Source organism: Sphingobium sp. TomMM7A (assembly GCF_055397305.1).
This window is the reverse complement of sequence record NZ_AP027311.1, coordinates 1800401-1827307: the sequence shown is the minus strand read 5'-3', so window position 1 is coordinate 1827307 and position 26907 is coordinate 1800401. Positions and strand designations below refer to the sequence as shown.

26 protein-coding genes, 1 tRNA gene and 1 pseudogene are annotated in these 26907 nt (G+C 60.5%); 18 read left to right on the top strand and 10 right to left on the bottom strand.

All coding sequences use genetic code 11. The features are described from left to right. Positions 1 to 7 precede the first annotated feature (7 nt). Positions 8 to 1291 (top strand): UDP-N-acetylglucosamine 1-carboxyvinyltransferase, encoded by a 1284-nt coding sequence (murA, locus tag ACZ5ZH_RS09080; protein WP_449474129.1) that lies wholly within the window; start codon positions 8 to 10, stop codon positions 1289 to 1291. Then, on the top strand, positions 1284 to 2807 hold the full coding sequence (locus ACZ5ZH_RS09075; protein ID WP_464771303.1) for a PAS domain-containing protein: 1524 nt from the start codon (positions 1284 to 1286) through the stop codon (positions 2805 to 2807). Before murA ends, ACZ5ZH_RS09075 begins: the two co-directional genes overlap by 8 nt. Here the strand turns inward: ACZ5ZH_RS09075 and ACZ5ZH_RS09070 are convergent. The 3 genes from ACZ5ZH_RS09070 to ACZ5ZH_RS09060 form a co-directional block, all read right to left on the bottom strand. Further along, positions 2752 to 3189: a response regulator gene (locus ACZ5ZH_RS09070; protein ID WP_460986767.1), complete on the bottom strand. Its 438-nt coding sequence runs from the start codon at positions 3187 to 3189 to the stop codon at positions 2752 to 2754. The genes ACZ5ZH_RS09075 and ACZ5ZH_RS09070 overlap by 56 nt on opposite strands. A gap of 69 nt (positions 3190 to 3258) precedes the next feature. Beyond that, positions 3259 to 3489, bottom strand: a complete 231-nt coding sequence (locus tag ACZ5ZH_RS09065) for a DUF2188 domain-containing protein (protein ID WP_460986765.1) — start codon at positions 3487 to 3489, stop codon at positions 3259 to 3261. A gap of 4 nt (positions 3490 to 3493) precedes the next feature. Next, positions 3494 to 4111 (bottom strand): DNA-3-methyladenine glycosylase family protein, encoded by a 618-nt coding sequence (locus ACZ5ZH_RS09060; protein WP_464771302.1) that lies wholly within the window; start codon positions 4109 to 4111, stop codon positions 3494 to 3496. Positions 4112 to 4187: 76 nt separating this feature from the next. Between ACZ5ZH_RS09060 and ACZ5ZH_RS09055 the strand changes: the two genes are divergently transcribed. Further along, positions 4188 to 4505, top strand: a complete 318-nt coding sequence (locus ACZ5ZH_RS09055; protein WP_449474120.1) for a 2Fe-2S iron-sulfur cluster-binding protein — start codon at positions 4188 to 4190, stop codon at positions 4503 to 4505. 21 nt (positions 4506 to 4526) lie between these two features. Here the strand turns inward: ACZ5ZH_RS09055 and ACZ5ZH_RS09050 are convergent, their stop codons facing one another. Next, the gene (locus tag ACZ5ZH_RS09050; protein ID WP_464771301.1) at positions 4527 to 5261 is read right to left on the bottom strand and encodes a hypothetical protein; all 735 of its coding nucleotides are present in this window, start codon (positions 5259 to 5261) and stop codon (positions 4527 to 4529) included. A 51-nt stretch (positions 5262 to 5312) separates the two neighbouring features. Then, entirely contained in the window at positions 5313 to 6053 is a 741-nt protein-coding gene (rlmB, locus tag ACZ5ZH_RS09045) for a 23S rRNA (guanosine(2251)-2'-O)-methyltransferase RlmB (protein ID WP_464771300.1), read from the bottom strand. Positions 6054 to 6160: 107 nt separating this feature from the next. On the opposite strand from rlmB, the gene ACZ5ZH_RS09040 reads away from it, so the two are divergent. The 4 genes from ACZ5ZH_RS09040 to ACZ5ZH_RS09025 all read left to right on the top strand — a co-directional run bounded on the left by ACZ5ZH_RS09040 (position 6161) and on the right by ACZ5ZH_RS09025 (position 11077). Then, positions 6161 to 6247 (top strand) — tRNA-Tyr (locus tag ACZ5ZH_RS09040). Between the two features lie 114 nt (positions 6248 to 6361). Next, positions 6362 to 6682 (top strand): DMT family transporter, encoded by a 321-nt coding sequence (locus ACZ5ZH_RS09035; RefSeq protein ID WP_464771299.1) that lies wholly within the window; start codon positions 6362 to 6364, stop codon positions 6680 to 6682. Between the two features lie 70 nt (positions 6683 to 6752). Then, a complete protein-coding gene (locus ACZ5ZH_RS09030; protein WP_464771298.1) occupies positions 6753 to 9017 on the top strand; it encodes a glycoside hydrolase family 3 N-terminal domain-containing protein in 2265 nt (754 codons plus the stop codon). Between the two features lie 191 nt (positions 9018 to 9208). Further along, a complete protein-coding gene (locus ACZ5ZH_RS09025) occupies positions 9209 to 11077 on the top strand; it encodes an ABC-F family ATP-binding cassette domain-containing protein (protein ID WP_464771297.1) in 1869 nt (622 codons plus the stop codon). Between the two features lie 6 nt (positions 11078 to 11083). On the opposite strand, the gene ACZ5ZH_RS09020 is transcribed toward ACZ5ZH_RS09025, so the two are convergent. Continuing rightward, positions 11084 to 11530, bottom strand: a complete 447-nt coding sequence (locus ACZ5ZH_RS09020; protein ID WP_464771296.1) for a nuclear transport factor 2 family protein — start codon at positions 11528 to 11530, stop codon at positions 11084 to 11086. Between the two features lie 241 nt (positions 11531 to 11771). Further along, on the bottom strand, positions 11772 to 13076 hold the full coding sequence (locus ACZ5ZH_RS09015; RefSeq protein ID WP_449474109.1) for an NtaA/DmoA family FMN-dependent monooxygenase: 1305 nt from the start codon (positions 13074 to 13076) through the stop codon (positions 11772 to 11774). A 306-nt stretch (positions 13077 to 13382) separates the two neighbouring features. Here ACZ5ZH_RS09015 and ACZ5ZH_RS09010 point away from each other — a divergent pair, with 306 nt between their 5' ends. After that, complete coding sequence (locus ACZ5ZH_RS09010) at positions 13383 to 14228, top strand: SDR family NAD(P)-dependent oxidoreductase (RefSeq protein ID WP_464771295.1); 846 nt, start codon at positions 13383 to 13385, stop codon at positions 14226 to 14228. A gap of 27 nt (positions 14229 to 14255) precedes the next feature. Here ACZ5ZH_RS09010 and ACZ5ZH_RS09005 read toward each other — a convergent pair whose 3' ends face one another. Beyond that, positions 14256 to 14576 carry a hypothetical protein gene (locus ACZ5ZH_RS09005; protein ID WP_464771294.1) on the bottom strand — a complete coding sequence of 107 codons (321 nt, stop codon included), beginning with the start codon at positions 14574 to 14576 and terminating at the stop codon, positions 14256 to 14258. 142 nt (positions 14577 to 14718) lie between these two features. On the opposite strand from ACZ5ZH_RS09005, the gene ACZ5ZH_RS09000 reads away from it, so the two are divergent. The 10 genes and pseudogenes from ACZ5ZH_RS09000 (at position 14719) to ACZ5ZH_RS08955 (ending at position 25617) form a co-directional block, all read left to right on the top strand. Next, complete coding sequence (locus ACZ5ZH_RS09000; RefSeq protein ID WP_464771293.1) at positions 14719 to 15390, top strand: TadE/TadG family type IV pilus assembly protein; 672 nt, start codon at positions 14719 to 14721, stop codon at positions 15388 to 15390. After that, positions 15363 to 16058 (top strand): TadE/TadG family type IV pilus assembly protein, encoded by a 696-nt coding sequence (locus tag ACZ5ZH_RS08995; RefSeq protein WP_464771292.1) that lies wholly within the window; start codon positions 15363 to 15365, stop codon positions 16056 to 16058. Before ACZ5ZH_RS09000 ends, ACZ5ZH_RS08995 begins: the two co-directional genes overlap by 28 nt. Before the next feature lie 95 nt (positions 16059 to 16153). Further along, the gene (locus ACZ5ZH_RS08990; RefSeq protein WP_464775170.1) at positions 16154 to 17938 is read left to right on the top strand and encodes a pilus assembly protein TadG-related protein; all 1785 of its coding nucleotides are present in this window, start codon (positions 16154 to 16156) and stop codon (positions 17936 to 17938) included. 275 nt (positions 17939 to 18213) lie between these two features. After that, positions 18214 to 19362 carry an HlyD family secretion protein gene (locus tag ACZ5ZH_RS08985; RefSeq protein ID WP_464771290.1) on the top strand — a complete coding sequence of 383 codons (1149 nt, stop codon included), beginning with the start codon at positions 18214 to 18216 and terminating at the stop codon, positions 19360 to 19362. 6 nt (positions 19363 to 19368) lie between these two features. Continuing rightward, positions 19369 to 21486 carry a glycosyltransferase gene (locus tag ACZ5ZH_RS08980; protein ID WP_464771289.1) on the top strand — a complete coding sequence of 706 codons (2118 nt, stop codon included), beginning with the start codon at positions 19369 to 19371 and terminating at the stop codon, positions 21484 to 21486. 134 nt (positions 21487 to 21620) lie between these two features. Further along, positions 21621 to 21776, top strand: a pseudogene (locus ACZ5ZH_RS08975) (transposase); the annotation flags it as partial. 246 nt (positions 21777 to 22022) lie between these two features. Then, complete coding sequence (locus ACZ5ZH_RS08970) at positions 22023 to 22562, top strand: VOC family protein (protein ID WP_449474097.1); 540 nt, start codon at positions 22023 to 22025, stop codon at positions 22560 to 22562. A 52-nt stretch (positions 22563 to 22614) separates the two neighbouring features. Next, the gene (locus tag ACZ5ZH_RS08965; RefSeq protein ID WP_464771287.1) at positions 22615 to 23406 is read left to right on the top strand and encodes a glucose 1-dehydrogenase; all 792 of its coding nucleotides are present in this window, start codon (positions 22615 to 22617) and stop codon (positions 23404 to 23406) included. Positions 23407 to 23474: 68 nt separating this feature from the next. Beyond that, positions 23475 to 24875, top strand: a complete 1401-nt coding sequence (locus ACZ5ZH_RS08960) for an aromatic ring-hydroxylating oxygenase subunit alpha (RefSeq protein ID WP_460986736.1) — start codon at positions 23475 to 23477, stop codon at positions 24873 to 24875. Positions 24876 to 25107: 232 nt separating this feature from the next. After that, the gene (locus tag ACZ5ZH_RS08955; protein WP_464771286.1) at positions 25108 to 25617 is read left to right on the top strand and encodes a MarR family winged helix-turn-helix transcriptional regulator; all 510 of its coding nucleotides are present in this window, start codon (positions 25108 to 25110) and stop codon (positions 25615 to 25617) included. Positions 25618 to 25728: 111 nt separating this feature from the next. Here ACZ5ZH_RS08955 and ACZ5ZH_RS08950 read toward each other — a convergent pair whose 3' ends face one another. Both ACZ5ZH_RS08950 and ACZ5ZH_RS08945 read right to left on the bottom strand, forming a co-directional pair. Beyond that, a complete protein-coding gene (locus tag ACZ5ZH_RS08950; RefSeq protein WP_464771285.1) occupies positions 25729 to 25911 on the bottom strand; it encodes a transposase in 183 nt (60 codons plus the stop codon). 141 nt (positions 25912 to 26052) lie between these two features. Continuing rightward, complete coding sequence (locus tag ACZ5ZH_RS08945; protein ID WP_464771284.1) at positions 26053 to 26634, bottom strand: VOC family protein; 582 nt, start codon at positions 26632 to 26634, stop codon at positions 26053 to 26055. Positions 26635 to 26907 lie beyond the last annotated feature (273 nt).

Genomic DNA, 26907 nt, shown 5'->3' with positions numbered 1-26907 from the left:
CCAGTCGATGGACCGCATTCAAATACGCGGCGGCAAAAAGCTCAGCGGCCGCCTTCCCATCTCCGGCGCCAAGAACGCCGCGCTGACCCTGCTGCCTTGCGCGCTGCTCACGGATGAGCCGGTCACGTTGCGCAACCTGCCGCGCCTGGCCGACGTCGACAGCTTTGGTCACCTGCTGAACCAGCTAGGCGTATCGACCATGATCGAAGGCGCGCGGCCGGAGGATTTCGGCCGTGTCATGACGCTGCGCGCGGGCCGGGTCACATCGACCGAAGCGCCTTACGACATCGTGCGCAAGATGCGGGCGTCGATCCTGGTGCTTGGCCCCTTGCTCGCGCGCGCAGGTGAGGCGCGGGTTTCGCTGCCGGGCGGCTGCGCCATCGGCAACCGGCCGATCGACCTGCACCTGAAGGCGCTGGAGGCGTTTGGCGCGGTGATTGAGATCAACGCGGGCTATGTGCGCGCCTCTGCTCCCGATGGCGGGCTGCCGGGCGGCATCTACACATTCCCCGTAGTGTCCGTGGGCGCGACGGAAAATGCCCTGATGGCTGCCGTTCTCGCAAAGGGCACCTGCATTCTGGAAAATGCCGCGCGTGAGCCGGAGATTGTCGATCTGTGCAAATTGCTCATCGCGATGGGCGCGGATATCGAAGGCGTTGGCACCGACAAGCTGATCATCCACGGCCGGGACCGTCTGCATGGCGCAACCTACAGCGTCATGCCCGACCGGATCGAGGCAGGCAGCTACGCATGCGCGGCGGCGATCACCGGCGGCTCGCTCGAACTGGCGGGTGCCTGCGCCGATGACATGCATGCAATCCTTGCGGCCCTTCGCGAAGCGGGTGTGCAGGTGGATGAGCTGAAGGACGGGATCAGGGTAACGGCGGATGGCAAGCTGAAGCCGCTGACATTGTCCACCGCGCCTTTCCCGGCATTCCCCACGGACATGCAGGCGCAGTTCATGGCCATGCTGACGAAGGCCGACGGCGCATCCGTGCTGACCGAAACCATCTTCGAAAACCGCTACATGCACGTGCCCGAATTGGCGCGCATGGGGGCGGACATCGGGGTCAATGGCCGCACCGCAGTCGTGCGGGGCGTCGACCGTCTGGTGGGTGCACCCGTGATGGCGACCGACCTGCGCGCGTCGATGAGCCTTATCCTCGCCGGGCTTGCGGCCGAAGGGGAGACGCAGGTCAACCGCGTCTACCATCTCGACCGGGGCTATGAGCGGCTGGAGGAAAAACTGTCGGCCGTGGGCGCGGATATCGAACGGGTCAGCGATGGCTGACGGCAGGGGGCTGGAGACGGATCGCGCGGCCGTACTGGCGCGCTATGATCTGGATGCCGGCGGTTTTCGCACGCTGGACCAGATAACCGAATTCGCCTCCGCGCTTTGCGAAGCGCCGATCGCTCTGGTCAGCATTGTCGAGGACGAACGCCAGCGCTTTTTGGCGCGCACCGGGCTGGATGCGGAAGAAACGCCGCGCGACCTCTCCTTCTGCGCGCATGCCATGCAGGATGGGGCGATCTTCGTCGTGCGGGACGCCAGCGCCGATCCACGTTTTGCCACAAATGCCCTGGTGACCGGCCCGCCGCATATCCGTTTCTATGCCGGGGCGCCGTTGCTCAATGGCGAAGGTGTGCCGCTGGGCGCGCTTTGCATCATCGATGACAAGCCGCGCGACGACCTTACATCGCTTCAACGTCAGGGCCTTTCCCTGCTCGCGCGCCAGGTGATGATGGAATTGGAGGGCCGCCGTCGCGACCAGGATATCATTGCCCAGCAGGTCAAGGATGCCGAGGCGGTGGCGGAAAGCGACCGGCTGTTCCGCACATTGGCCGACACCATGCCGCAAATGGTCTGGTCCACGCTGCCCGACGGCTATCATGATTATTATAACGCGCGCTGGTACGAATATACCGGCGCGGCCGAACATTCGACGGATGGCGATGGCTGGAACGGCAACTTTCACCCGGACGACCGTGAACGCGCATGGCAGTGCTGGCGCCATTCGCTGAAAACCGGCGACCCTTATGAGATAGAATATCGGTTGCTCCATCACAGCGGCGAATATCGTTGGACGCTGGGCCGCGCCCTGCCCATCCGCGACGATGAAGGCAAGATCACCCGGTGGATCGGCACCTGCACCGAAATTCACGAGCAGAAGCTGATGATGGAAGAGCGCGAGATCATCGCGCACGAACTGTCACACCGGATCAAGAATATCTTTTCGGTGATCACGGGTCTGATTGGGCTATCGGCGCGTGAAGACCCGGCGATCCGGCCGGTGGCAGATGATCTGCGCGACCGGATCATGGCGCTGGGCCGCGCGCATGACTTCATTCGTCCGCACAGCGCTGAGGGTGACGAATATCTGCGGCAAGGTCGCCTGCGCGGCATATTGGAGCAAATCTTCGCGCCCTATACCGATGCGGGGGAAAGCCGCATCGTATTCTCCGGCGAAGATCCCGCGATCGATGACCGCTCGGCGACGCCGCTCGCGCTGCTTTTCCATGAGCTGGCGACCAATGCAGCCAAATATGGGGCGCTTTCCGTGCCTTCGGGGCGTGTCCATATCGATGTCCGGTACGAGGACGCGGACATCTGCATCGAATGGCGGGAAGAAGGCGGGCCACCAGTAAAGCCGTCGAGCCATGAAGGCTTTGGCAGCCGCCTCATGGCGCTCAGTGCCGAGCGGCAATTGGGTGGACGAATGCAACGTGACTGGCGGCCTGAAGGACTGGTGATCAGCCTGTGGATTCCATCCCGTTCCATGAGCCGGGCTTTGACTGAAATGGCGTGAAGCCGTAAATATCGGCTGTCTCCAAGTCCCTTTGTTCACACGCTGCGAGGCGAAGCGTCTGGGCGATGCTGTGCGGGCGGAAGGGCTTGGTTATGACGCCTAGCGCGGCTTCGGCCGCGACACCGATCTGCGCGGGATTGGCGGTCACATAGATTACCCGGACGCCATATCGGGCGGCAAGCTCCATGCCGATGCCCGGCCCGGTAGGCCCGTCGCGCAGGTTCAGATCCACCAAAGCGATATCGCAGTCATTAGCGGCCATAAGGGCGCTTTCACGGTCGGCGGCAATGGCGCTGACCGCGAAACCCGCGTCCTCCACGATCTGCTCGATCTCCAGTGCGACGAAAATTTCGTCTTCGACGATTAGAACCTTCTTATTCATGCCTCTGCCCGCGAAACTGGAGCCGATAATGTCCAGCCCGCCATCTGGTTCCGCAACAATCGAAAAAAGTCAGGAAGACGCAGCGTCTTCCTGGTTGGTCCAGAGCGTATCGAACTTGGTTCCCTGCATCAGCAGGACGCTCGCCGGGTAGCCACCATCCCCGGCCTTGCGCGCCGTCTCGGTCGCGTTCTCGACAGCGGCTTCGCGGGTGGCGAAGGGGCCATAATAGCGGTTGTCGAGATTGATCTTCCAGACGCCCTCATGTTCCAGGACGATGTAGCGGGCATGGGGCAGGGACATGGGTTTAGAGTACCTCCGTATTATAATGGTGCCAGGCCATGATCGCGGCAGCACCCCTATGGGGCCGCCACCGTTCGGCAAGCGCTCGTGTCTCGCGCTCGCTGGGCCGTTCGGGAAGCCCAAGGATGCGGCCCACCTCGATCTGTACGGCGAGGTCGCCCGCAGGCCAGACGTCGGGCCGCCCTTCGGCGAATAGCAGGTAGATTTCGGCTGACCAGCGGCCGATGCCCTTGATCTGGGTGAGGAGGGCGATCGCTTCTTCATCATCCTGGGGCAGGGCGTGAAGGTCGACCTGCCCGCTGGTGACCAGTTCGGCGAGGCTCCGGGCATAGCCCTGCTTCTGACGGGACAGGCCGCACGCGCGCAACGCATCGAAATCGCGGGAGAGCAACTGGCCGGGCGCGCATCCTTCGCCCAGCTCCGCCTCCAGCTTGCGCCAGACGGCGGCGGCCGAGGCGACGCTCACTTGCTGACCGACGATGGTGCGCAGCAGTGTCTCGTATCCAGGCTCCCGCACGCGCGGCAGGGGATAGCCGACCCGCGCCAATGCGGCGGCAAAACCGGGTTCAAGGATGGCGATCGCGTCCAGGCTTTCGCGCAGCTGCTCGGAGGTGGTGACCATGCTCTGCTTGCTTCCGGCTTGATTTATCGGCTCCCCCGCCTATGAGCGGCGGTGGAAAATCTTGGGATCGAGGTACATGCCTAAACTGATAGTGGTCAACCGTGCGGGTGAAGAGCAGGCTGTCGAGGGCGACAGCGGCCTGTCCGTGATGGAAGTCATCCGTGACAACGGCTTTGACGAGCTTCTGGCGCTGTGCGGCGGTTGCTGCTCCTGCGCTACCTGCCATGTCTATGTCGATCCCGCCTTCGCCGAAAAGCTGCCTGCGCTGAGCGAAGACGAAAACGACCTGCTTGACAGCTCCGATCATCGCAATGAGAGCAGCCGCCTGTCGTGCCAGCTGGTGATGAACGACGATCTGGACGGCCTGCGCGTCACCATCGCGCCGGAAGACTGATCCTCCCGATTGGGGCGCCCGTTACCGGCTGACGCGCAGCGTCGCCATGGGCGCCTCGTTCGTCAGCGGGGTGATCCGCCAGACGATCCGCTTGCCGTCGGCGGTGCTTTGCGCGCCCTCCTCCTGATTCTGACTGACGATTTCCGCGTTGGTGGTCAGCGTGAAGTGGCCGTCGAGCGCCTTTGACGCGTCCTCTCCAGAACCGCTTTGCCCCATCGGCTCACGGCTCTTGTCGAACCCGTTGGAATAGCCCGGAGCCTTCACCCGCACCCGATCGTCGCCGCGCAGCTCGATCGCGACGAACGGCAGGACGATTTCCGCGTCGCTGTTGAAGGGGAAGAGGAAGCTGTGGGTCAGCCGTCCGCTGATCGCATAGTCGATCTCAAACCGATGGTTGCCCATATAACGGGCGGAGCGAAATCCCTTCTCCTTGGAAAGCGCGGCAGCCATTGCCTCCATTTGCGCGTCGTCGCCGGCAGCGCTGCCACCGCCAAATCCTTCTTCATGGCCCTTCTGCATCGCGGTCTTGTGAAGGGCGCTGTCCTTCTTCTCTGGCGAACCATCGCCGACAGGGTCATTGCCGGGAGCGCCGAGCCCCTTCATGTCGGACGAGATTATCTCGCCCTTATAGGTGAAGCTGAACTGCCGATCCGCGCGGATGTCTAGGGTGGATTCGAACTTGCCCGGCGTCACCAGGCAAGCGCCCAGCATCAGGCAGCAGGCCAATGCGCTGGCGGCGCGAAGAATAACAGCCATATCGTCCCCCGTTCCCCTGCGCCGATGGAAGGCGGCGCGCCTTGTGCCCCGTTACCGGCTCGCGGCGGCGTACAGGGCGATCGCAGCCGCGTTGGAGACGTTCAGGCTCTCCATGCGCGGGCTGATCGGCAGTTTAGCCAAAATATCGCAATGGGCCATGCTGTTGTGGCGAAGGCCTTCACCCTCCGCGCCCAGCACCAGCGCAACACGCGATTCGCCGATTGCCTCGCCCAATATCGTATCCGCCTCACCATCCAGGCCAATGCGCCAATATCCCGCCTCCGCAATCTCATCGAGCGCGCGGGCAAGGTTCACCACGCGCACCCATGGTACGATTTCCAGCGCGCCGGAGGCAGAACGGGCGAGCACACCCGATTCAGGCGGCGCGTGCCTGTCCTGCGTCACGATGCACAGCGCATCGAACGCCGCCGCCGACCGAAGGATCGCGCCCACATTATGCGGGTCGGTCACCTGATCGAGCACCAGTACGGGCCGCTTGTCGTCCTGACCCGCTTCCAGTGCGTCGCCAAGCCATACGTCATCCAGCGGCTCAACTTCCGCGACGATCCCCTGATGAGGAGCATCGGATGGCACCATGCGGCCAAGGTCCGCCACATCGGCATAGACGATGGGCAGCACTGGCGGCAGGTCCAGCGCATTGAGCGCGTCGCGCGTGCCCCAGATTTTCCGGACCACCCGGTTCGGATTGGCGAGAGCCGCGATGACGGCATGCCGCCCGTAGAAGCGGGGGAAGTTGCCCTTGGGCTTTGCGCTGCGATGTCCTTTTTTCATGGAAGCGCTCTTTTCACATACCACCATTGACAGGCAAGCCTCCATTCGCCATTGAGCGCGCCTCCAGCGCGGTAAAAGGCAGTTTTTGCTTACAGCGTAAGGGCACTGGACAGGTGGCCGAGTGGTTAAAGGCAGCAGACTGTAAATCTGCCCGGGTTTCCCGTACGCTGGTTCGAATCCAGCCCTGTCCACCACCCTTCGGGCCTGTTGGCCTTCGGGCTTTTGCCCCATCGCGGGCGCGCCGCCTCTTTCGGGTTTCCGGCCTGCGCGCTTTCCATCCGAGCCCGCCTGAAAAAGGACCGCTCGTCATGGCGTGGCTTGTGCTTGGCATTGCTATATTCACTGAAATTTGCTGGGCGCTCAGCCTGAAATGGGCGGCGACTGTCGGCAGCTGGCAGGCTTCATCCGTGCCTATCGCCTTGAGCTTCCTCAACATGGGCCTGCTTGCCCTCGCGATGAAGGGCATTCCCGCCGGGACCGCCTATGCGATCTGGACCGGCCTTGGCGCTGTCGGCGTCATCATCGGCGGCATGATCCTGTTCGGCGACCGCATTGCCCCCGTGCAGGCCGGTTTCATGGCGCTGATCGTCATCGGCGTCGTCGGCACGAAGCTGTTCGCGCCCGCCTGACCGCGCCGCCGCAACATATGGCGGAGCGGGGCGTTGGCCCGGCAACAATCATCCGTTACGCTGTCGTCCAATGACCATCGACCGTCGCGCCTTCCTGGCTGCCGCAATGTCCGGCTCCTTCGCCTTACCCTTTGCGCGCCGGGCGTTCGCCGCGACCGAAGTGGACCGCGTCGATGCCCTGATCGCCCGCATGACCGTGGAGGAAAAGGCGGGGCAGATGACCTGCCTCACCGACAGCTTCCGTCCCTATAATCCGCCCAACCCGCAAGTAGGCATCCAGGATGAAAAGCGGCTGGCGGAAGAGGTGCGCAAGGGCCGGGTAGGTTGCCTGTTCAACGGCATCGGCGTGGCAGGCGCCCGCCGCGCGCAGGAGATCGCCGTCAAGGAAAGCCGCCTTGGCATCCCTTTGCTGCTGGCGGGCGACGTGATCCATGGGCTGAAGACCATTTTCCCCGTGCCGCTGGCGGAGGCCGCGAGCTTCGATCCCGCGCTCGCCGAACGCACCGCCCGCGCTATGGCGCAGGAGGCAAGCGCGGCCGGGCTGCATCTGACCTTCGCGCCGATGGTCGACGTCGCGCGCGATCAGCGCTGGGGCCGGGTGGTCGAAGGGGCGGGGGAGGATGTCTATCTCGGCAGGCTGTTCGCCGCCGCCCGCGTCAGGGGATTTCAGGGACGCGATCTGCGGCGGGAAGACTCGCTCCTTGCCTGCCCGAAGCATTTCGCCGCCTATGGCGCGGTCGCGGCGGGCCTTGAATATGGCAGCGTCGATATTTCCGACGAAACATTGCGAGAGACGCACCTGCCGCCCTTCGGCTCTGCCTTCGCGGCAGGCGCGCTCACCACCATGGCGGCGTTCAGCGAGATCAACGGCGTCCCCGCCACAGCCGACCGCGAACTGCTGACCGACCTGCTGCGCGGCGAGATGAAGTTCCGGGGTTTCGTCTTCTCCGATTATACGGCGGACGAGGAGCTGATCGCCCATGGCTTTGCGGAGGATGAGCGGGATGCCACCCGCCTTGCCGTGCTGGCGGGCGTCGACATGTCGATGCAGAGCGGCCTCTATATCCGCCACCTGCCCGATCTGGTGAAGAGCGGCGCGGTGCCGATGGGGACGATCGATGTCGCCGTGCGCCGCATCCTCTATGTGAAGATGGCGATAGGCCTGTTCGACAATCCCTATCGCTCCATCAGCGAAGAGGCCGAACGCACCCGCATTGCCACGCCCGCCCATCGCGCCCTGGCGCGGGAAGGGGCGGGCCGTTCCATCGTGCTGCTCCAGAATAGCGGCGTCCTGCCGATCGATCCTGCTAAGCGCCAGAAGATCGCGCTGATCGGCCCGTTCGGTGAGGATCGCGCCAATATCTACGGCCCCTGGGCATTTTATGGGGACAAGGGGAAGGGCGTGGACATTGCCGCCGGTCTGCGCGCCGCCATGCCCGATCCCGCCCAGCTGAGCATAGCCAAGGGCTGCGAGATCATGACGCCGATCGACAGCGGCATCGCGCAAGCGGTCGAGGCGGCGAAGGCAGCCGACATCATCCTGCTCGCCCTCGGCGAATCGCAGGACATGTCGGGGGAGGCGCAGTCGCGCACCGTGATCGAATTGCCGCCGCCCCAGCAGATGCTGGCCGACGCGGTGGCGGCCACCGGCAAGCCTGTCATCGTGCTGCTGCGTCACGGCCGCGCTCTTGCGCTGCATGGAGCCGTCGCGAGCGCGCAGGCTGTCCTCGCCACCTGGTTTCTGGGATCGGAAGCGGGCCATGCCATCGCCGACATCCTGTTCGGCCGGGTCGATCCTTCCGCCAAGCTGCCGGTCAGCTTTCCGTGGGAATCGGGTCAGGAACCCTTCTTCTACGACCGCAAGTCCACAGGCCGCCCGGTGATCGACAACCGCACCGAATATCGCGCGCGCTACATGACGACGGACAATAGTGCCCGCTATCCCTTCGGCCATGGCCTCAGCTACACGACATTCGCGCTCGACAATCTGAAGCTGTCCGACACCGCCTTGCGCTGGGACCGGGCGATCGAGGTGACGGCCCGCCTCACCAACAAGGGGGACCGGCGCGGCAGCGAAGTGGTGCAGCTTTATATCCGCGATCGCGTGGCCAGCCGCACCCGCCCCGTGCGCGAGCTAAAGCGAATCGAACGTGTCACGCTCGGGCCGGGAGAGAGCAAGACCGTGCGCTTCTCTCTGTCGCGCACCGACCTGCAATTTGTGGGGCAGGGCAATCGGATCATCGCTGAACCTGGCCTGTTCGACCTGTGGCTTGGCCAATCGTCGGACGGCGGTCTGCACGCCCAGTTCACGCTTTATGCGGAAGAACAGCGATAGAAGATTAGGGCTTCGTCCCGTTACCGTTCGCCCTGAGCCTGTCGAAGGGCTCTACTTCTTTTAAGAAGAGGGCTTCGACAAGCTCAGCCCGAACGGGGTTGTGCAATCCAGATAACTGGCACGATCTCTCTGCCCATCCGATTGCGTCTGCACCGCTGACAAGCCGCGCAACAACTGCTAGGGGCGCGGCCATGCTGAATATCAGGGATATCACCGTGCGGCTGGGTGGCCGTACCATCATCGACCGCGCCAGTGCCGCGCTGCCGCCGCGCAGCCGCGTGGGTTTGATCGGCCGCAACGGCGCGGGCAAGTCCACGCTGATGAAGGTCATGATCGGGCAACTCGACCCCGACGATGGCGGTTGCGACATGCCGCGCGATACGCGCCTGGGCTATATCGCGCAGGAAGCGCCCACCGGCACGGCGACGCCCTTCGAAACCGTGCTGGCCGCCGACAAGGAACGCGCCGCCCTGATGGCGGAGAGCGAAGCGACCCATGACCCCGATCGCCTCGGCCATATTTACGAGCGGCTGATGGCGATCGACGCCTATACCGCGCCAGCCCGCGCCGCCCGCATTCTGGTCGGTCTGGGATTTGACGATGAAATGCAGGGGCGTCCGCTTGACAGCTATTCGGGCGGCTGGAAAATGCGTGTCGCGCTCGCCGCGCTGCTCTTTTCCGAACCCGACCTGCTGCTGCTCGACGAACCCAGCAACCACCTCGATCTCGAAGCGACGATGTGGCTGGAAAGCTTCCTCAAAAACTATCGCGGCACCGTGGTCGTGATCAGCCATGAGCGCGACCTGCTCAACAATGTGGTCGACTATATCCTGCATCTGGAAGGCGGGAAGATCACCCTTTATCCCGGCGGCTACGACGCGTTCGAACGGCAGCGCGCCGAACGCCTGGCGCAGCAAGAGGCCGCACGCGTGAAGCAGCAGGCCGAGCGTGAGAAGTTGCAGGATTATGTCGCCCGCAACTCTGCCCGCGCCTCCACCGCCAAGCAGGCCCAGTCGCGCGCCAAGGCGCTGGCGAAGATGCAGCCCATCGCCGCCGCGATCGAGGACCCGTCGCTGTCCTTCGCCTTTCCCAGCCCGCCCGAACTGCGCCCGCCGCTCATCACCATGGACATGGCGGCGGTCGGCTATGGCGACACGCCGGTGCTGCGCCGCGTGAACCTGCGCATCGATCCTGATGACCGGCTCGCGCTGCTCGGCCGCAACGGCAACGGCAAGACCACGCTTGCCCGCCTGATCGCGGCACAGCTGGCCCCGATGGAAGGGTCGATGAACAGCTCGGCCAAGATGAATGTCGGCTACTTCACCCAATATCAGGTGGAGGAGCTCGACATTTCCGACACGCCGCTCCAGCATATGACGCGCGTCATGAAGGGCGCGACGCCGGGCGCGGTTCGCGCGCAACTCGGCCGCTTCGGCTTTTCGGGTGAGCGCGCAACGCAGCAGGTCGGCTCCATGTCCGGTGGCGAGCGTGCCCGACTGGCGCTGGCGCTGATCACCCGCGATGCGCCGCACCTCCTGATCCTTGACGAACCGACCAACCATCTGGACGTCGACAGCCGCGAAGCGTTGGTGCAGGCGCTCAATGAATATTCGGGCGCGGTCGTCATCGTCAGCCACGATCGCCATATGATCGAGCTGGTGGCCGATCGCCTCGTCCTGGTGGATTGCGGCACGGCCCAGCCGTTTGACGGCAGCCTGGAAGACTATACCGACATCATATTGCGCAAAGCCGACAGCGGTGGCAGCGGAAGCGACGCGCCCAAGCCGGATCGCAAGGCGGAGAAGCGTAATGCCGCCGAATGGCGCGAAAAGCAGAAGAGCCTAAAATCGGCAATCAGCAAGGCGGAAAAGGAGATGGCGACGCTCTCGGCCGAACGCAGCCGCATCGACCAGGCGCTGTTCGACCCGAAGGCAGCGACGGGCGCCGAAGCGAAAATGACCACGACCGACCTCATGGTCCGCCGCGCCTCGGTCGAAAAGAAGCTGGGTACGATCGAGGAAAGCTGGATCGAAGCCAGCGCGGCGCTGGAGGAGCTGTAACGGCCGTCAGCCCGCGTCGATACGCAGGCGTGTCAGGCGGATCTCGCTGATGCGCCAGCCGTCGGCCAGCCGCACATAGCGTTCATGATAATGGCCATAGCCATGCATCCAGCGGAAGGGCAGGGGTGAGCCTTCCTGCACCCACAGCTTGTCCTCCATCGCCCAGATGCCGCTGGCTTGGCTGTCCGTTTCGATGTGAATCTCGGGCATGTGGCCGTGATGAACGGTTGTGACCTGCTCCAGCATCGGCGCCAAGCGTGCCATATAAGGCGCAGCGCCGTGGATCAGCATGCTCTCGTCCCGTTCCCCCGCGGCATCACGGAAATCGGCGACCAGGTCTGGCGTGAAGACCGCTTCCAACGCGGGCCAATCCTTATTGTCCATGGACCGGAAGTAGCGCGCCTTCAGGGCATATATCGCCAAAGTCGCAGCGATCTTGTCGGTTTCAGTCAAACGTTCCTCTCCCATCTGCCCACGACTTCCTGGCCGTCTGCAAGGACCCTAACGCAGGGGATGCCGCGTTCCAAGCGAGCCTTTTTGCGCCCGCGCTAACAGCGGCTCGCGGCTGTGGCTCCGCGTGAACCAACGCGGTCGGGGATGCCAAAACAACTGGAGCGCGCCGCTATGTGCGGCGCGCTCCAGCTTCAAGATTGAGGCGGGCGCGGAGCAGTGTTACCGCTCCACGCCAATCGCGTCAGAATTCGCGCAGGATTTCGCGCAGCGTCGTGCCTTCATATTCGGTGCGCACGGCGCCTGCCTTCTGAAGGGTAGGGATGACGCCGTTGACCAGATCTGCAAGCTGATGGTTATAACCCGATCCTTCGATCAGGAACCCGTCGCCGCCCACTTCGTCCATCACCGCCATCATCTTTTCGGCAACCTGTTCCACGGTGCCGCTGAAGTCCATGCCGCTCGCGCCCTTCCCGACGGAGAACAGGTCGCGGAGGGATTTACCCTCTTCCCGGCCCGCCTTCTTCATATACTCAAGGGCGCTGGTGTGGCCGCCTGCCACAATATCCTGCGGCACGGGTGCATCCACATCGTAGAGCGAGAAGTCCACGTCCAGTGACGACGAAGCCATCACGATATTATGCTCGAACGAAGCCTGCTTTTCGGCCTCGCTCATTTCGGGCCGCTCGCCGCCTTCGGGGAAGATTTCCACCGGCGTCAGGAAGAAGACCTTGATATCGTCAGGATTGCGGCCCTGCGCTTCGGCGCGGTCCCGAATGTCCTGGCGATAGGCTTTCATGCCCGGAACGCCGCCTGTCATCATGCCCAACACGACTTCGGCATTCTTGGACGAAAACTGCCGTCCACGCTCGGACGCGCCCGCCTGCGCCAGAACCGGATAGCCTTGCGGCGAACGCAGCGTGTTCAGCGGCCCGCGCGAACGGAAATGCTTGCCCTCGAAATTGACGGTGTGGACCTTGGTGTGATCGACATAGACGCCGGTTTCCGTGTTCGCGACCAGCGCGCCCTCTTCCCAGCTATCCCACAGCTTCTTGACCAGCTCGACGAACTCATCGGCAATGTCGTACCGCTCGTTCGGCGGCAGCAGCTTTTCCATGCCGAAGTTCAACGCGGCGTTCTTCTCGCTCGACGTCACCATGTTCCACCCCGCGCGTCCCTTCGTCAGGGAGTCGATCGTCGAAAGCAACCGCGCGAGGATATAGGGCGGATAGAAGGTCGTCGAAGCCGTCGCGATCAGGCCGATGTGCGATGTTTCCTGCGCCATCACCGGCAGCAGCGGCATGGGGTCGAGCTTGGGCGACAGCGTCGCATTCTTGAGGTCCAGCTCCATCGAGCCGCCGTAACGATCGCCAACGATCAGGCTGTCTTCGAAGAAGACGAAGTCGAACTTAGCCGCCTCCAGCATCTTGGCCAGTTCCTTGTGATAGGAACCATCCGCCCACTGCGAGCCAAACTCCTTGCCATCGCCCGGCCAGGAAGTCGCGCCGAACTTCGTGAAATAGCCAAGGTGGAACTTCGTGTGGGCCATAGCCTGATACTCTCTCTAAGGTTTATCTCATTAGCATTTTCAAACGGTGGCCAGCGGCGCCCACGGCAGATCATCTGCTGAGGCGCAACTACACGGCCATCTGCTCCTAATAGTTGACGAATATCAACCTTTGTCAAGTGGTAGAAGCAATTCCGGTTTGAGGCGTTTCAAAAAAGCAGCGTTTCGAGCATCCCTCGATGCTGAAAGACATCATGATCTGGCTTGCGGCGGACCCGATTTCCCGGAACAAGGGCGGCTGGCGATCGGCAAAAACCCGACGTCCTACGATCATCAGGAGCTTTGGGTATGCGCAAGGTGGCAATAGTAACGGGCGCAACGCGCGGGATCGGCAAGGCAGCCGCACTGGAACTCGCAAAGTGTGGATTCGCCGTCGCGGTTACCGGTCGTACCCGGCGGGAAGGCGAAGGACGACTGGCGAGTTCCGTCGCGTCGGAGGCTATTGCCGTACCCGGCAGCATCGAAGCCACCGTAGATGAGGTCGAAGCCGCTGGCGGCGAGGCTTTGGGTATCCCGATGGACATATTGGACCGCGCATCCATTGATGCCGCGGTGGATGCGGTGCTTGCCAAATGGGGCAGGATCGACGGCCTGTTCAACAACGCTATCTATCAGTCACCCGCCATCATGTCGCCCATCTCCGCAATCGATGCGCATGCTGCGGAAGCGGCCATGCGTGGGATGATGGTCAATCAACTGCACATCACGCAGCGCGCGCTTGAACCCATGTTGAAACAGGGCGGCGGACGTATCGTCTTCATCACCAGTGGCGCGGGCAGCATGCTTTGCGAACGAAAGCTGACCGAGGGCGGCTGGGGCCTGCTATATGCGGCGGGAAAAGCCGCTTTCAGCAAACTCGCGGAATTTGTCGATCTGGAATATCGGGATCAGGGGATTGCGAGCTTTCACATACAGCCAGGCCTGACCATCACCGAAGCCATGACGGCGCAGTATGGCGAAGCCGCCAAGGGGTTTGGCGGCGGACTGCCGTCCTATACGCCCGCCGATACCGGACGCACGGTCGCCTGGATGATGGCTTCTCCGGACGCGCCAGCCTATGCCGGACCCACGTTGTACCAGGCGCCCACCTTCTTCGAGGATAATGGCATCGTTCCGCGCTTCCCCGGCGACTGAGCCTGGCCTGCCGATCTGGCGCACCCTTCACTCGTCCCGGAATGCCCGCGCGAACTGGTCTCTCAAGGGCTTTGTCAGGTAGGGAATCATCGTCCGATTTCCGGTTTCAATGAACAGTTCCGCAGGCATGCCGGGCTTCAGCCTCAGTTCGGGATGTTCCGCGAGTTGCGCCTCATCTATTTCAACCCGCACCGGGTAGAAACTTACCTTGCCCTCGGGGTCAGCCGTCCGGTCGGCATCCGCTCCGGTAAATCGATCGTCGAAGCGCATCAGCACCTGCACATGGGTGGCACGAAAGAATCGTCCCTCCGTGAAGGCGGGCCATGCAGGGCTGCTGCCCGCCCACACAATGCTCGTGAGGCGAAGCGTTACAAAAGCAATATCCGGAACTGGCGTTGATGACCGCCCAGAATGCCCGTCTAGGCCGTTTACGAAATCTGAACGCTGATCGGCGATATAGCCTTTGATATAGTTTTAAGGATGCCCTCGCGTGGCGATTTTACGCAGTATCTTTTACCCACTGAAAGCGGTTCGCCGCTTCGGTACGAACCTGTCGAAAGACAGGAAGGGTACGGCTGCCCTGGAATTCGCCATCGTCGCACCGGCTTTGCTCGCGCTGCTATTCGCGATCCTATACACGATGATGATATATTTGGCGCAACAGATGCTGGAGACTGCGGCTCAAAGCGCAGGGCGCCTGCTGTTGACTGGCTCAGCCCAAACGACCCAGATGGCCAATGGTCACATGGGCATGACATCCGATGACTTCAAAGACGCCATCTGCAATGGGTATTCCGGCACCAATTCGAGCGGGCAGGCCGTCAGCGTTCCATCGCTCCTGCCAGCGATGCTCACCTGCTCTCGGCTAACGGTCAACGTTACCACCGCAAGTGGCTATAATGTGGGCAGCACGTCTGCGCCCACATTCACGTATGACAGCAATGGCGTGCTGACCTCGACGGGGACGGGCTATATCTACCAGTCGGGCGGTAGCGGCAAAAATCGCATCGTCGTTCTTCAGCTGGTGTATTTGTGGCCGACAGGAAAAGGGCCGCTAGGCTTGAACCTGATAAATCAGCCCAATGCCAATCGGAAGCTTGTGGCAACGTCGGTGTTCACGACGGAAGATTATTCATGCAACGCGTCGCAAAGCTCATGCTGAAGCGCTTCAAGCAGGATGCGCGCGGCGCAGTGATCGTGGAATTCGCGATCTGTCTGCCGGTGCTTGTGCTCATGTACACGGGCGGCGTTTGCCTGTCGGACATGATCGCCTGCAACCGCAAGGTGACGATAGCGACCCGTTCGCTGGTCGATCTTACCAGCCGAACCATGTCCCCCACGGTCATCTACAACGCGCCGCAGAGCGCCAATGCGAAATCCTATCTCAGCGCTAGTGCCGTCGTCCTGGCGCCTTACAAGCTCAACAACGCGACCGAGCAGATTTCGCTGCTTCGGGTCTGCGACGCCACGCATGCCTATGTCGTATGGACCCAGGCGCAGACGCAGAATGTCGATGGCAGCATCGTCACGCCTACAACTTCAGAACATACTGCGGGTACGCTTCCAACTATCGAGACGCAGTCGGCTAACGCCGTCATCTCAATCCCGGCCGATATGATCAATTCCACTATGGTGCCGACGTCGCCGGACGGATCGAATGTTTGTCAAAATCTTGTTCCCGGCATCGCCAACAAGACCCAGGTCGGTACTGCCGGCGGCTGGCTGTACATGGGCAAGATCACTTACAATTTCACGCCATCGGTCAGTTATATACCTATCCGGACCACGGCGCTCACCCACACCATCTACATGACTCCTCGTCTTTACTAGGTGCTTGACCGATGACAAAACTCTCTTGTCTCCGTTCTTCGGCAGCGATGGCCAGCCTCGCTGCTCGTCTAAAGGCCGATCAGCAAGGCGGGGCCATGATGATCATGGCATTTTCGCTCATTCCGTTGACCTTCGTCACCGGGTTTGGCATCGATTATTCTCGCGCCATGAGCCTCCAGACGCACCTGAACGCCGCTGCCGACGCAGCGGCGCTTGCGGCTGTCGGACCATCGATGATCCTTCAGTCGAACAGCGAGGCGACTGCTGCCGCGCGTACTATGTTCAGTGCACAGGCGAGTCTCCTGAGCGGTTACCAGAACCTTCAGGTGACCCCCACGATTACGGACGGGACCTCCGGCGGCAGCGGCGCACTGGGGTATCTTCGCAAGGCTACCGTCAGCTACACGGCCAAGTCGGTCAATGTATTCGGTGGCATTCTGGGGGCAGGCACCCTGACGGTGAGCGGAACGTCTTCGGCAAGCGCTGCGCAACCGCCCAATGTCGATTTTTACCTTGCGATGGACAATTCGCCATCAATGCTCCTGCCTGCGACTTCGGATGGAGTGAGCAAGATAATCGCGGCCACCAAGACGAGCGAAAATGCGAACGGCTGCGCCTTTGCATGCCATGCGATGCTTCCGAAAACCGACAATATTTACGTCAAGGATCAGCAAAGCCGTCATATATTACTATCGGCAGGATATTATACGTCTGGTTCCACGACCCAGAATGTCTTCTACAGGTGGGATTCATCTGCCAACCTGGTCTATGACAGCGCGGGTAATCTCATGACGTCATCCACGACACCGACGGTGACGGGGCCTACGCGGACGACATCCGGATCGAACGGCAATACGCGGAACATCGACACCACTGTCAGTACTTATAACGTGACCACTTATACAGTTACCTCCAGTTCCAGCGGTGCTTCTACCGTCTACAAGGTGGTTACGCCGACCACGACTACAACAAAGGTTTCCACGCCGACTAACGGGGGTTCCTCGACCACAACTACAACCACAACTACGGGCACTGCAACGAGTACCGTCTACGACACCGGATATTGGGCTGACGGCTATTGGCTTACACATAATTACGGTAGAATCTATGGTAGCCCTTCCAGCATTACTCTGCGCAAGGACGACATGGTTTTGGCCGCATCGCAGTTGATCCCTTTCGCGGCCAACCAGGCATCGCAATATCAGGTCACCTATCGGGCACAGATGTTTTCGTTCGACTGGACGCGATCCGGCAATACTACACCTGTCAGGACGCTCAATAGTTTGAACAATGTCGCGTCCTACGGCAGCGGATTTTCGGCAACATCCCTGTTTCCGGCGGATGATTATTGGTGGAAGAACTCTATGCCGACGAGTGGGAGCAATATAGACGATAAAGCCACCGAAGTAACGAACATGCTCACTACGATGAAAAACCTCATTCCCAATGCGGGAACGGGTGCCCCCGGAGCGACACCACAAAAGATATTGTTCATCATTACGGACGGTATGCTGGATCAGCCAAATGGCGGCGGCCGATATTTCGGACCAATGCGGAGCAGCGACCTGACTGAATGCACGGCCATCAAGGCCAAGGGTATTAAGATCGCGATCCTCTATACGCAATATCTGCCGGAATCTCTTTCCGGCGACAGCTGGTCGCAGACGAATATTGCGCCGTTTTTGCCGCCTCCTCCGTCGCCCTATCCGGCAGGAAAGGCCGGGAACTCCGATCAGGTTCTGACCGCGCTGCAAAGTTGCGCGTCATCCGGCGTCAATGGTTCTCCGTTGGTGCAGACCGTGACAGCCGATGACAGTATCACCACGGCCCTTCTGCAACTATTCTCCACAGCGCTCCAGACGGCTCGACTGGTTCAATAGCGATCGCAAATCGATGGTGCTGAGAGCCTGGTTGAAAATGGATCGATACAAATTGGATGCAGTCGATCCATTTTCGAACCGGCTCTGGCTGGCGGGTCCTGATCAACTCATATTGGTATAATACCCCGCGTGCCGAATAGAACCGGCACAAGAGGGCGCTGGCAAAATGTCATTAACGCGCTGCTAACTATCCGATGTTACGCTTCGGAAGATTGTTAGAAGGCAGCGGGTCAGCGGCGAAAATGATTGATACTCAAAATCTTTTGCGCGCGCGAATGACGCGTATCATATTGGCGGCCGCCCTGATCGGTGGCGGGGCCATGGGTTTCGCCCCCTATGTGTTGAACGACGTTTCCACCCAGGCGGCGATCAATGCTCCGCTGATCAGGCTGACGGCCGCCGCCGATGGGACAGTCGCCAATCTCCCGGCGAACGGCCACTATTTCGACAAAGCCACCGGAATCCATCTGTTGGACCTGTCGCAGGATACGGGCGAGGTTGCCGAGCTAAAGGCTCAAGCCGAGATGGCGCAGACGGAAATGGCGCTCAGCGAACGGCAATTGGCGGAACTGAACGGCCAAAGCCAGCGATTGGAGCAGCGCGCGACGCTTTTTTCCGGTGCGATGGCAACGCGCCTTACCGCCGATCGCGACTCCGCGCAGGCAGATCTCGCCGGATGCCAGGCCGAACGCGCAGAGCAAGCCGCCAATCTTGCCCGCACGCGCGTTCTGGCGGCGCGGGGCTTCATATCGCCCGCCGGAGTGCAGAAGGCGGAAGCCGCCGCATCGCTCAAGAGCAGCAATTGCAGCAGCGCTGCCGCCAGGCTGCGGGCCATTCAGGTTACGCGTAGCGCGGCGGAAGCCGGGGTGTTTATCGGCGACAGCTATAATGACGCGCCCTATGCGGTGCAGCAGGGCGATCGCCTGCTCTTGCAGAAGCAGGCGGTCGAAAAGACGTTGAGCGACGCGACTGCTCGTTACCGTCAGGCCAGTCTGAGATTGAAGGACGCGTTGGCCCGGGCGAGTTATCGTGCCCCGGCGGGAACTTTGGTATGGGCGGCGGCCGCCAGTCCCGGCGCCGCCATTCGCGCAGGTGAGCCGGTGCTCGACCTGATCGATTGCCGTCGACGCTTCGTCCAGGTCGCCCTTCCAGAACGGAAGGCTGAAGTGATTGGTCCCGGCACGCCCGCAGACGTCCGTATGATCGGTTCCGATCAGTGGCTGAAGGGGCAGGTCGTGAACATCACCGGCGCGGCGGGGCGGCGCAGGGAGGAATTGCTGGCCGCATCCACCTATTCCTTGCCGGAAGATCGAGAAATTCTGATCGATGTCGCATTGCCGGCGCCCGAACCCCGGGGGGTCGATGCCGCGCGCAAATGCGATGTTGGGCGTTTGGCCGAGGTCCGGTTCAGCCGCAGGCTCTGACGGCACATGTCCAGCATCGCCACCACCGCGCCCTTCGCGCCGCTGGCGTTGCTGGTGGGCTTCTTGCTGCTTTTCGGCAAGATATGGCCGTGGCGTGCGGGGCTGGTCGCGACGATTGGGTGCACCATTGCCTATTATCTGCAGTGGCGGATCTCACAGACGATTCCCTGGGGCGAGGGTCCGGGCAAGCTATGGTGGCCGCTGACCTGTCTGCTGGTGGAAAGTGCCGCGCTGTTCGATGGCGCGATCTTGCTGGCGATCCTCTCCCGGCCGCGAGACCGGTCGGCGGAGGCTGATGCGGGGGAGGCACGGCTGCGCGCTGCATGGGAAGAAGAGCCGCTGAATTTACCCCCGGTGGATGTTTTCATAGCCACCTATAATGAACCGCGCGAAGTGCTGGAAAAAACCATCCTCGGCTGTCTTGCCCTCGACTGGCCGGACGCGCGCATATGGGTTCTGGACGATGGCCGACGGCCCTGGGTGCGCGATCTGTGCAAGGCAAAGGGGGCTGGCTATATTAACCGGCCGGACAACAAAGGCGCGAAGGCTGGCAATATCAATCACGGGCTGACGGTGACCGACGCGCCGTTCGTGGCGGTGTTTGACGCCGACTTCGTCCCACGCCGGGACTTCCTGCTGCGCACCATGGGCTTTTTCGAGTCTGATCGGATCGGCATCGTCCAGGTTCCGCACAGCTTCTACAATCATGATCCCATGCAGACCAATCTGGGCCTGCAACAGGCCATGCCGGACGATCAGCGATTTTTCTTCGAAGCGATCATGCCGGGACGAGACGGTTGGGATGCCGCCTTTTGCTGCGGATCGAACTCCGTGACGCGCAGGACCTTGTTTGAATCGATCGGCGGAGGGCTGCCGGAAGGATCGATCACCGAAGACATGTTGCTGACGCTGGCCAGTTTGCGGCAGGGTTATGTCACCCGCTATCTGAATGAGCCTCTGGCCTTTGGTCTTGCTCCGGAAAGCACGACTGCCTTCTTTGTTCAGCGTCAACGCTGGGCGCAGGGCGCGATCCAGATCCTGTACCTGAAGGAAGGTCCTTTGGGGCCAGGATTGAAACTGCGCTATCGCCTGCTGTTCCTGCCCAGCGCCTGGATCACGCAGGGCTTCCAATCCATGTTCACCGTGCTGACGCCCATTTGCTTCATGCTGTTCAACCTTGCTCCGATGGTCGGCATCGATCTGGAAGCGGTCATTCACTATGTCCTGCCACTGATCGTCGCAATGTTGAGCGGCATCACGCTCCTGGCGCCGGGGCGCTATTACCCGCTTGCCGCGCAAATTTTGTCGCTGTTCCAGTCCTTCCGCATTCTGCCCGTCGCCCTGCAAACATTGTTCCGTCCAAAAGGTCTTGTCTTCAAGGTCACTCCCAAAGGGGCCGACGCGGGCGGGAGTCCATGGGAGAGGACCATATTGTTCGTAGCGCTCGGCCTCCTCGCGCTCAGTTTCGCTGGCCTGATGATCAATGTTACGCCGGAATATCGGGTCGTGTCGCAGGTCGGCCTGCTGCCCATGGTGACTTTCTGGACGATCGTGAACATGTTCATCCTGCTGCTGGTTGCCATGATGTGCCTGGAAAAACCGCGTGTCCGGGGTGAGGAGCGCTTCGCGCTGCGACAGGCCGTGACGATCCTGAGCGCGCAGGGGCAGATGATCCGGTCAGATAAGGGCGACATTTCCATCTCCGGTCTTGGGCTGGAGCTTGCTGAACCGGCGGACCTGAGTGTCGGCGAGCGCGTCGATGTCGTGTTACCGGACGTCGGCTTGTTGCGCGGATTTGTGCGCCGTTCGGGCAGGCGCCTTGGCATAGAATTCGACTTTCATTCAGAAGAGATTCGGGACCGGTTGATCGTCGCCCTGTTCACGAACGAAATCCAGATCAATGCCGTTCGCCCCTCCGCGGCCGCCGCTGCTCTGGCTGTCGCCAAACGCCTCTGGCTGGCGGATCTTCGGACCACTGAAGTGGATTCCCGTATCGCCAACAGCGATCTGGCACCCGAGAAATTAAGCGCAACGACGCGTGTCGTCCCATCTGCGGTCCAAGCCCCTAAAAAAGCGCCTGAGCGCGATATGTCCGGCAACGACAGGGTAACTCGGGCAGCCTGATAGATCCACGCGAGAACGGGTTGTCCAACAGGATCACATTCGGCGGCACAACCTACGCTAAGCCTGACTCCCGCGCCGAACGTCGCCCGCGAAGAGCGGTGCATTTCTAACAGCACCATTTTAACCGCTTATGGCGGATTTCCGCCGCCGTCGATGCGATCGGCTTGCCGCTGCGCATTCATCCAACGCCAGGACAATATGGCGATTGCCCACAGGCCCAAGCCCTCCTGTCCGGCTTGCAGGGCGTCGGCCATGTCATTGCAGACGCCGCCTACGATGCCGATCCGCTACCACCTTCATTTTAACGGCCACAGATTGATCAGCACCACAGGGCGATCAGTCAGGTTAATATTATGTCGCCTAAATATATTGACGGGCGAGCCGTTGTCGAGTTAGGATGCATGCTAACAATAAGGAGGGGATCTAGATGCGGCTTGATGGAAAAGTGGCCATCGTGCTTGGCGCCGCCACCTGTCGCAATATCGGCCAGGTGATCGCCCCCTCCCTGCCTGATCGTGCTTGCAGGAGTATCCCTAATGTTCACTAAGATGTTCATGCGCTATCCGATCCGGCAGGTCGCATTTTATGTGCCCGATGTGCGCGAAGCTGCCCGTCAGCATGCGGAGGCTTTCGGTTCAGGCCCTTACTTCGTCATGGAGCATATTCCCATGAGTTTGGCGCGTTACCGCGGCAAGCCTGGCGTTTTCGATCATTCCTCCGCCTACGGACAATGGGGTGACGTCATGATCGAAATGGTTCAAGTCCACAGTTCCGAACCATCGGTCTTTTCAGACCTGTTTCCGAATGGCGGGACAGGTTTCCATCACATCGCGCTGATCGTCGACGACTTGCCCGCGATCATGAAGGAATTCGAAGCTGCGGGATTTCCGGAGGGCTTTTACGGCGAAGTCCAACCGGGGTCCGGATTTGCGATGATGGATGCGACCAAACAATTCGGCCACTTCGTCGAATTGTACGAACCGTCGATACCGCTCCTGTCGGTTTATCACCGGGTCAAGAGCGCGTCCGTGAATTTCGACGGCGCCGATCCGGTCCGCGATTTTTCCCTCATGTAAAAGCGATCGAAAACAAGTTCCCGACCGAAAAAAATACGAGGATTCTGAGTATATGGCCGATTTGACCTATAATCTCGCGGGCAAAACAGCGTTGGTCACAGGAGCAGCCGGTGGTATCGGTCGGGCGACGGCAATCGCTTACGCTTCTTCTGGTGCGAATGTGGTTGTCACTGATATCCAAGCGGAAGGTGGTGAGGAAACGACACACGCCATCACGGCGGCTGGTGGCACGGCCATTTTCGTCCGCTCCAATGTGACGTCATCCGAAGACGTCGATTCACTGATCGACACTTGCATTGCCACCTACGGACGTCTCGATTTCGCCTGCAATAACGCGGCAGTGGAACTGGAGGATACTGCGCTTGCCGATGTGCAGGATGAGCAGGCCCGCCGCGTTGTCGATATCAACTTCATGGGCGTATTTTTGTGCATGAAACGCCAGATCGCCAAAATGCTCGATCAGGGTGGCGGCTCGATCGTGAATGTCGCCTCAATGAATGCACTCAGGTCGCGGCCGGACAGTGCTGTTTACGATGGCACGAAAGCCGCTGTTCTTGCCATGACGCGAAGCGCGGCTTTGGCTTACACGTCGCGCAAGATCCGCATCAACGCGGTATGCCCTGGCGTGACTGACACACCGATGTTGGCGTTTAAAATGGATCTTGTGGGGGCGAAGCGGTCCATGATCGAACAGGTCGCCAATCTGGAAAAACGTCTCGGACGCCCCGACGAGTTGGCTGCTGCCATTCTTTGGTTGAGTTCGGACGCAGCTTCATTGGTCACCGGTCACGCGCTTCCTGTTGAAGGCGGCTATTTGCTGACGGGTGCGATCCCAGCGGGGTGATGTGGCCCGCGAGAGCTACGCTGGATAGCCAGCTTGGATTGACCCAGCCCAAGATGGGAGATTGAACCATGACTCATTTCGATACCAACGGCGCACCCGATTACCGGGACAGCCCTGCTCCGACATATCAGCAAGTGATTGCGCGCGACCCCATTGAGGCACCCGCGAGTTTACGCCAAATCCATCCCACGCATATCGAAATGCCGCGCGTCCCTCGCGAGCGTTATACCAGCCAGACTTTCTTTGACTTGGAAAAGGAACGGATGTGGTCGCGGACGTGGCAAGTCGCCTGCCGTGTCGAAGAAGTAAGGGAAGTTGGTGATTGCGTATTGTATGACTCGCCCGGTGCGTCGCTGATCATCATGCGCAGTGCTCCGGACGTGATCAAAGCTTTCTATAATGGATGTTTGCATCGCGGCATGAAATTATGCGCGTCGGACACGAGCGTAAACAAGATACGCTGTCCCTATCATGGCATGACTTGGAACCTCGACGGCTCCCTTCAGAATTTACCTGCGCGCTGGGATTTCGATCCGGTCGAAGATTCCGAACTCGCTTTACCAGAAGCGCGCGTTGGCCTCTGGGGAGGTTTCGTATTCGTCAACCGCGATCCCGCATCACCATCGCTGGAAACATATTTGGGTCCGCTGATCGCGGAATTTGCCGACTGGTCCCGGGACGACGTCTATCTGGACACCCGCGTAACCAAGGTCATGGAGGCGAACTGGAAGTGTTGCATGGAAGGGTTTATCGAAGCATTCCATGTCGCGGAACTTCACTCGCAAGCTCTTCCTTTTGGGGGCGACGCCAGCACGCAATATGACGTCTGGGCCGACAATGGTCATGTTAGTCGTTTCTGTGCTCCCACCGGAATTCCCAGCGACCAATACCCCCAGCCGATTACCGAAGCCGAGATATGGAAAGCAACGTTCGGCGCCGTCACTGGCAATACTGATAACGCTCCGCCACTGCCGGAGGGCAAAACTGCGCGGGGCTATCTGGCAGATATGAACCGTACTGAACTGGGCAAGGTCTACGGACAGGATTTCAGCCATCTGACGGACGCAGAAGCATGTGATCCCATTCAATATTCGCTGTTCCCCAACTTCCTCCTATTCAAGGGATTGCCTTATCCATTCGCCTATCGGTTCGTTCCGATCGACAATAGTCCAGATCGTACACGCTTCGATTTCATGATCTTCCGGCCAAAGCCGCAAGACGGATCCGATTTTCCAGAGGTCAATCAAATCGACCTTGGCCCTGATGATACTTATGCGGCCAGCGGCGCTTTTCAGCCGTGGCACGGGCTAATCTATGATCAGGACTGCCAAAATCTGGCGCTGCAACAGCAAGGCCTGAAGGCAGGTGGGGTGAAGGACGTCATGTTAAGCCGTTATCAGGAAGTCCGCATTCGTTTCCTTCATAAAACTTTGATGGAATATCTGGACCGGGACTCTTGCCTTAAATAGCTGGAGCCTCAGCGCGGTACGCAACCAATAGATTGTGGAAGCGCGATGCACATCTCTCCATCGTTGACACCAAAGACTGGGGAAAACAGGCCTCAAGCTTTGTGCCTCACGGTTTTAGACAGGAGAGCCGCAAGCGGGCGCCGTAAGCGCCTGGCGGCTCCTCGTTGTTGTTGCGGAACGACAAATGCTGTTTTTATGTGGCTTTATGACGACTCTCCCATAAGGACAGCGGATGAAGCAAGCACCCAGACATCGCGCGCGGCCCCCGGTTCGGACAGGATTCGACGAGAAGTGGGTTGCGCCCTCGGAATTCGACGCCAAGCTCACAACACCTTATCTCATCACGATGGTGGCGCGCCTCCAGTCTCATCTTTATGCCGTCAGGACCGCCGAAGCCTATGTGAGTCAGGCTGCGGCCTTTCTTCTCCTTGAACTGTATCAAGAAGAGCCTCTTTCGCATTCCGAACTGACCAAGCGGCTCTCGATAGCGCATGCGACAGTATCACAAACACTCAAGCGGTTGGAGCAGCGAGGTCTCGTTGAGCGAAGCATTTTTGAGGTTGACGCGCGGCAGGTGCGCGTGAGGCTTACTGGTAAAGGCCGCGAAGTGTGCGCGCCGCTACGTGCGGAAGGCGATGTCCTCAATGACGAAATCCGGTCAGTTTTGGGTGCTGAGAGGGAAGAGGCATTGCGAAAGAGTTTAGCGGACCTTGCCGAACACTTCCGTTTTGGCCAGCGGTAGGCCGGGTCCGACCCGTCTTTCGCTCAACGTGCTTTGCTTACCCCATCATCGCATTCGCGGGCTCAACAAAGTCCTAGCGAAGCACTCCCATCACTTAGGCCGCATCGACATTCAGCGTAGCCAGATCATGGCAGCGGCGAGATGTACGAAGTCGGCAAAGTGAGCGGTGCGCCGATCGTAGCGGGTAGCGAAGCGTCTGAAATGCTTGAGGCGACCAAAGCATCGCTCGATCCGGTTGCGGTGCTCGGCTATGACGCCATTACGAAGGAATTGGCGGAGATGAGCATGCCCCATGATGTCAACATCGTTGAATCGATCAGGCTACGCCAAATCTTCGGCACCGATCCCAATGGCGTCCGTGTGGAGCTGCACTTCACCGGCGACTGATCTGTCGGATGGCTGACTCGCTTGTCAGTGCCACCCGCCCAATAATCCTCAGCCCGCCGTCGGGTTGAAGATCTTTGCCTTGCCATCCCAGTTGGCGCCAGCCTGCTGAATCATGTCGAAAAGGCTCTGGACCTCGGCCTTCAACACGCCGATCTCCAGGATATTGTTTTCCTCAGCATCCATCGCGAAATAGGCGATCTGGGACCCGTCTGCGAACTCAGCTCCTTGCAGTCGCGTGCCGCCGTGTTCAGCGACCCAGGCTTCCGCATCTTCCATGCTGTCGGAGAAAGCGCATAGATGATGGACGCCTTTACGGCCCGCATCCAGAAACTCTTGGAAGATCGACGGGCCTCGCGGTTCGATAAGTTCGATCATCAGGTCCCCGGAAAATGCGATCGCCGCGCCGTACTGTGCGAAATGCTCTTTACCGCGATAATCGCCTCGAACCATCTCGAAAGCCGGAAAGATGAAAAAGGGGCCCACGCCCATTACCTCGGTCCACCAATCGATCGCCTTGTTTAAGTTGGGCACCATATAGGCGATTTGGTTGAGCCGCCCCCAAGGCTTGAGCACCATAATAGTATTGACCTTCCATCTATGTTGATAAGTCAGGCAATCATATGCAAGCATCCTATCAGGAAGCTCGGGATGAACCAACTTATAAAATATGGCAGATGAGCATGCGTAGGACGAAAAGCCCCGGGCCGCCCGGCCGGACTGTTCTGGTGCATCTGGCCACAGATTTAGCTTGGTGGTGGCGAGCTGTGGCAGGTCAAATGGGAAGACAATGACAGCGACATCCGCCGTAATGAATCGCTGCCGCCCACGGCCTATCGGCGGCTGAAAATACCAGCTAGAAGGAGTGTCTCAGGCCCGAATTGCAACGGCGGCGGGCGCTTGTTC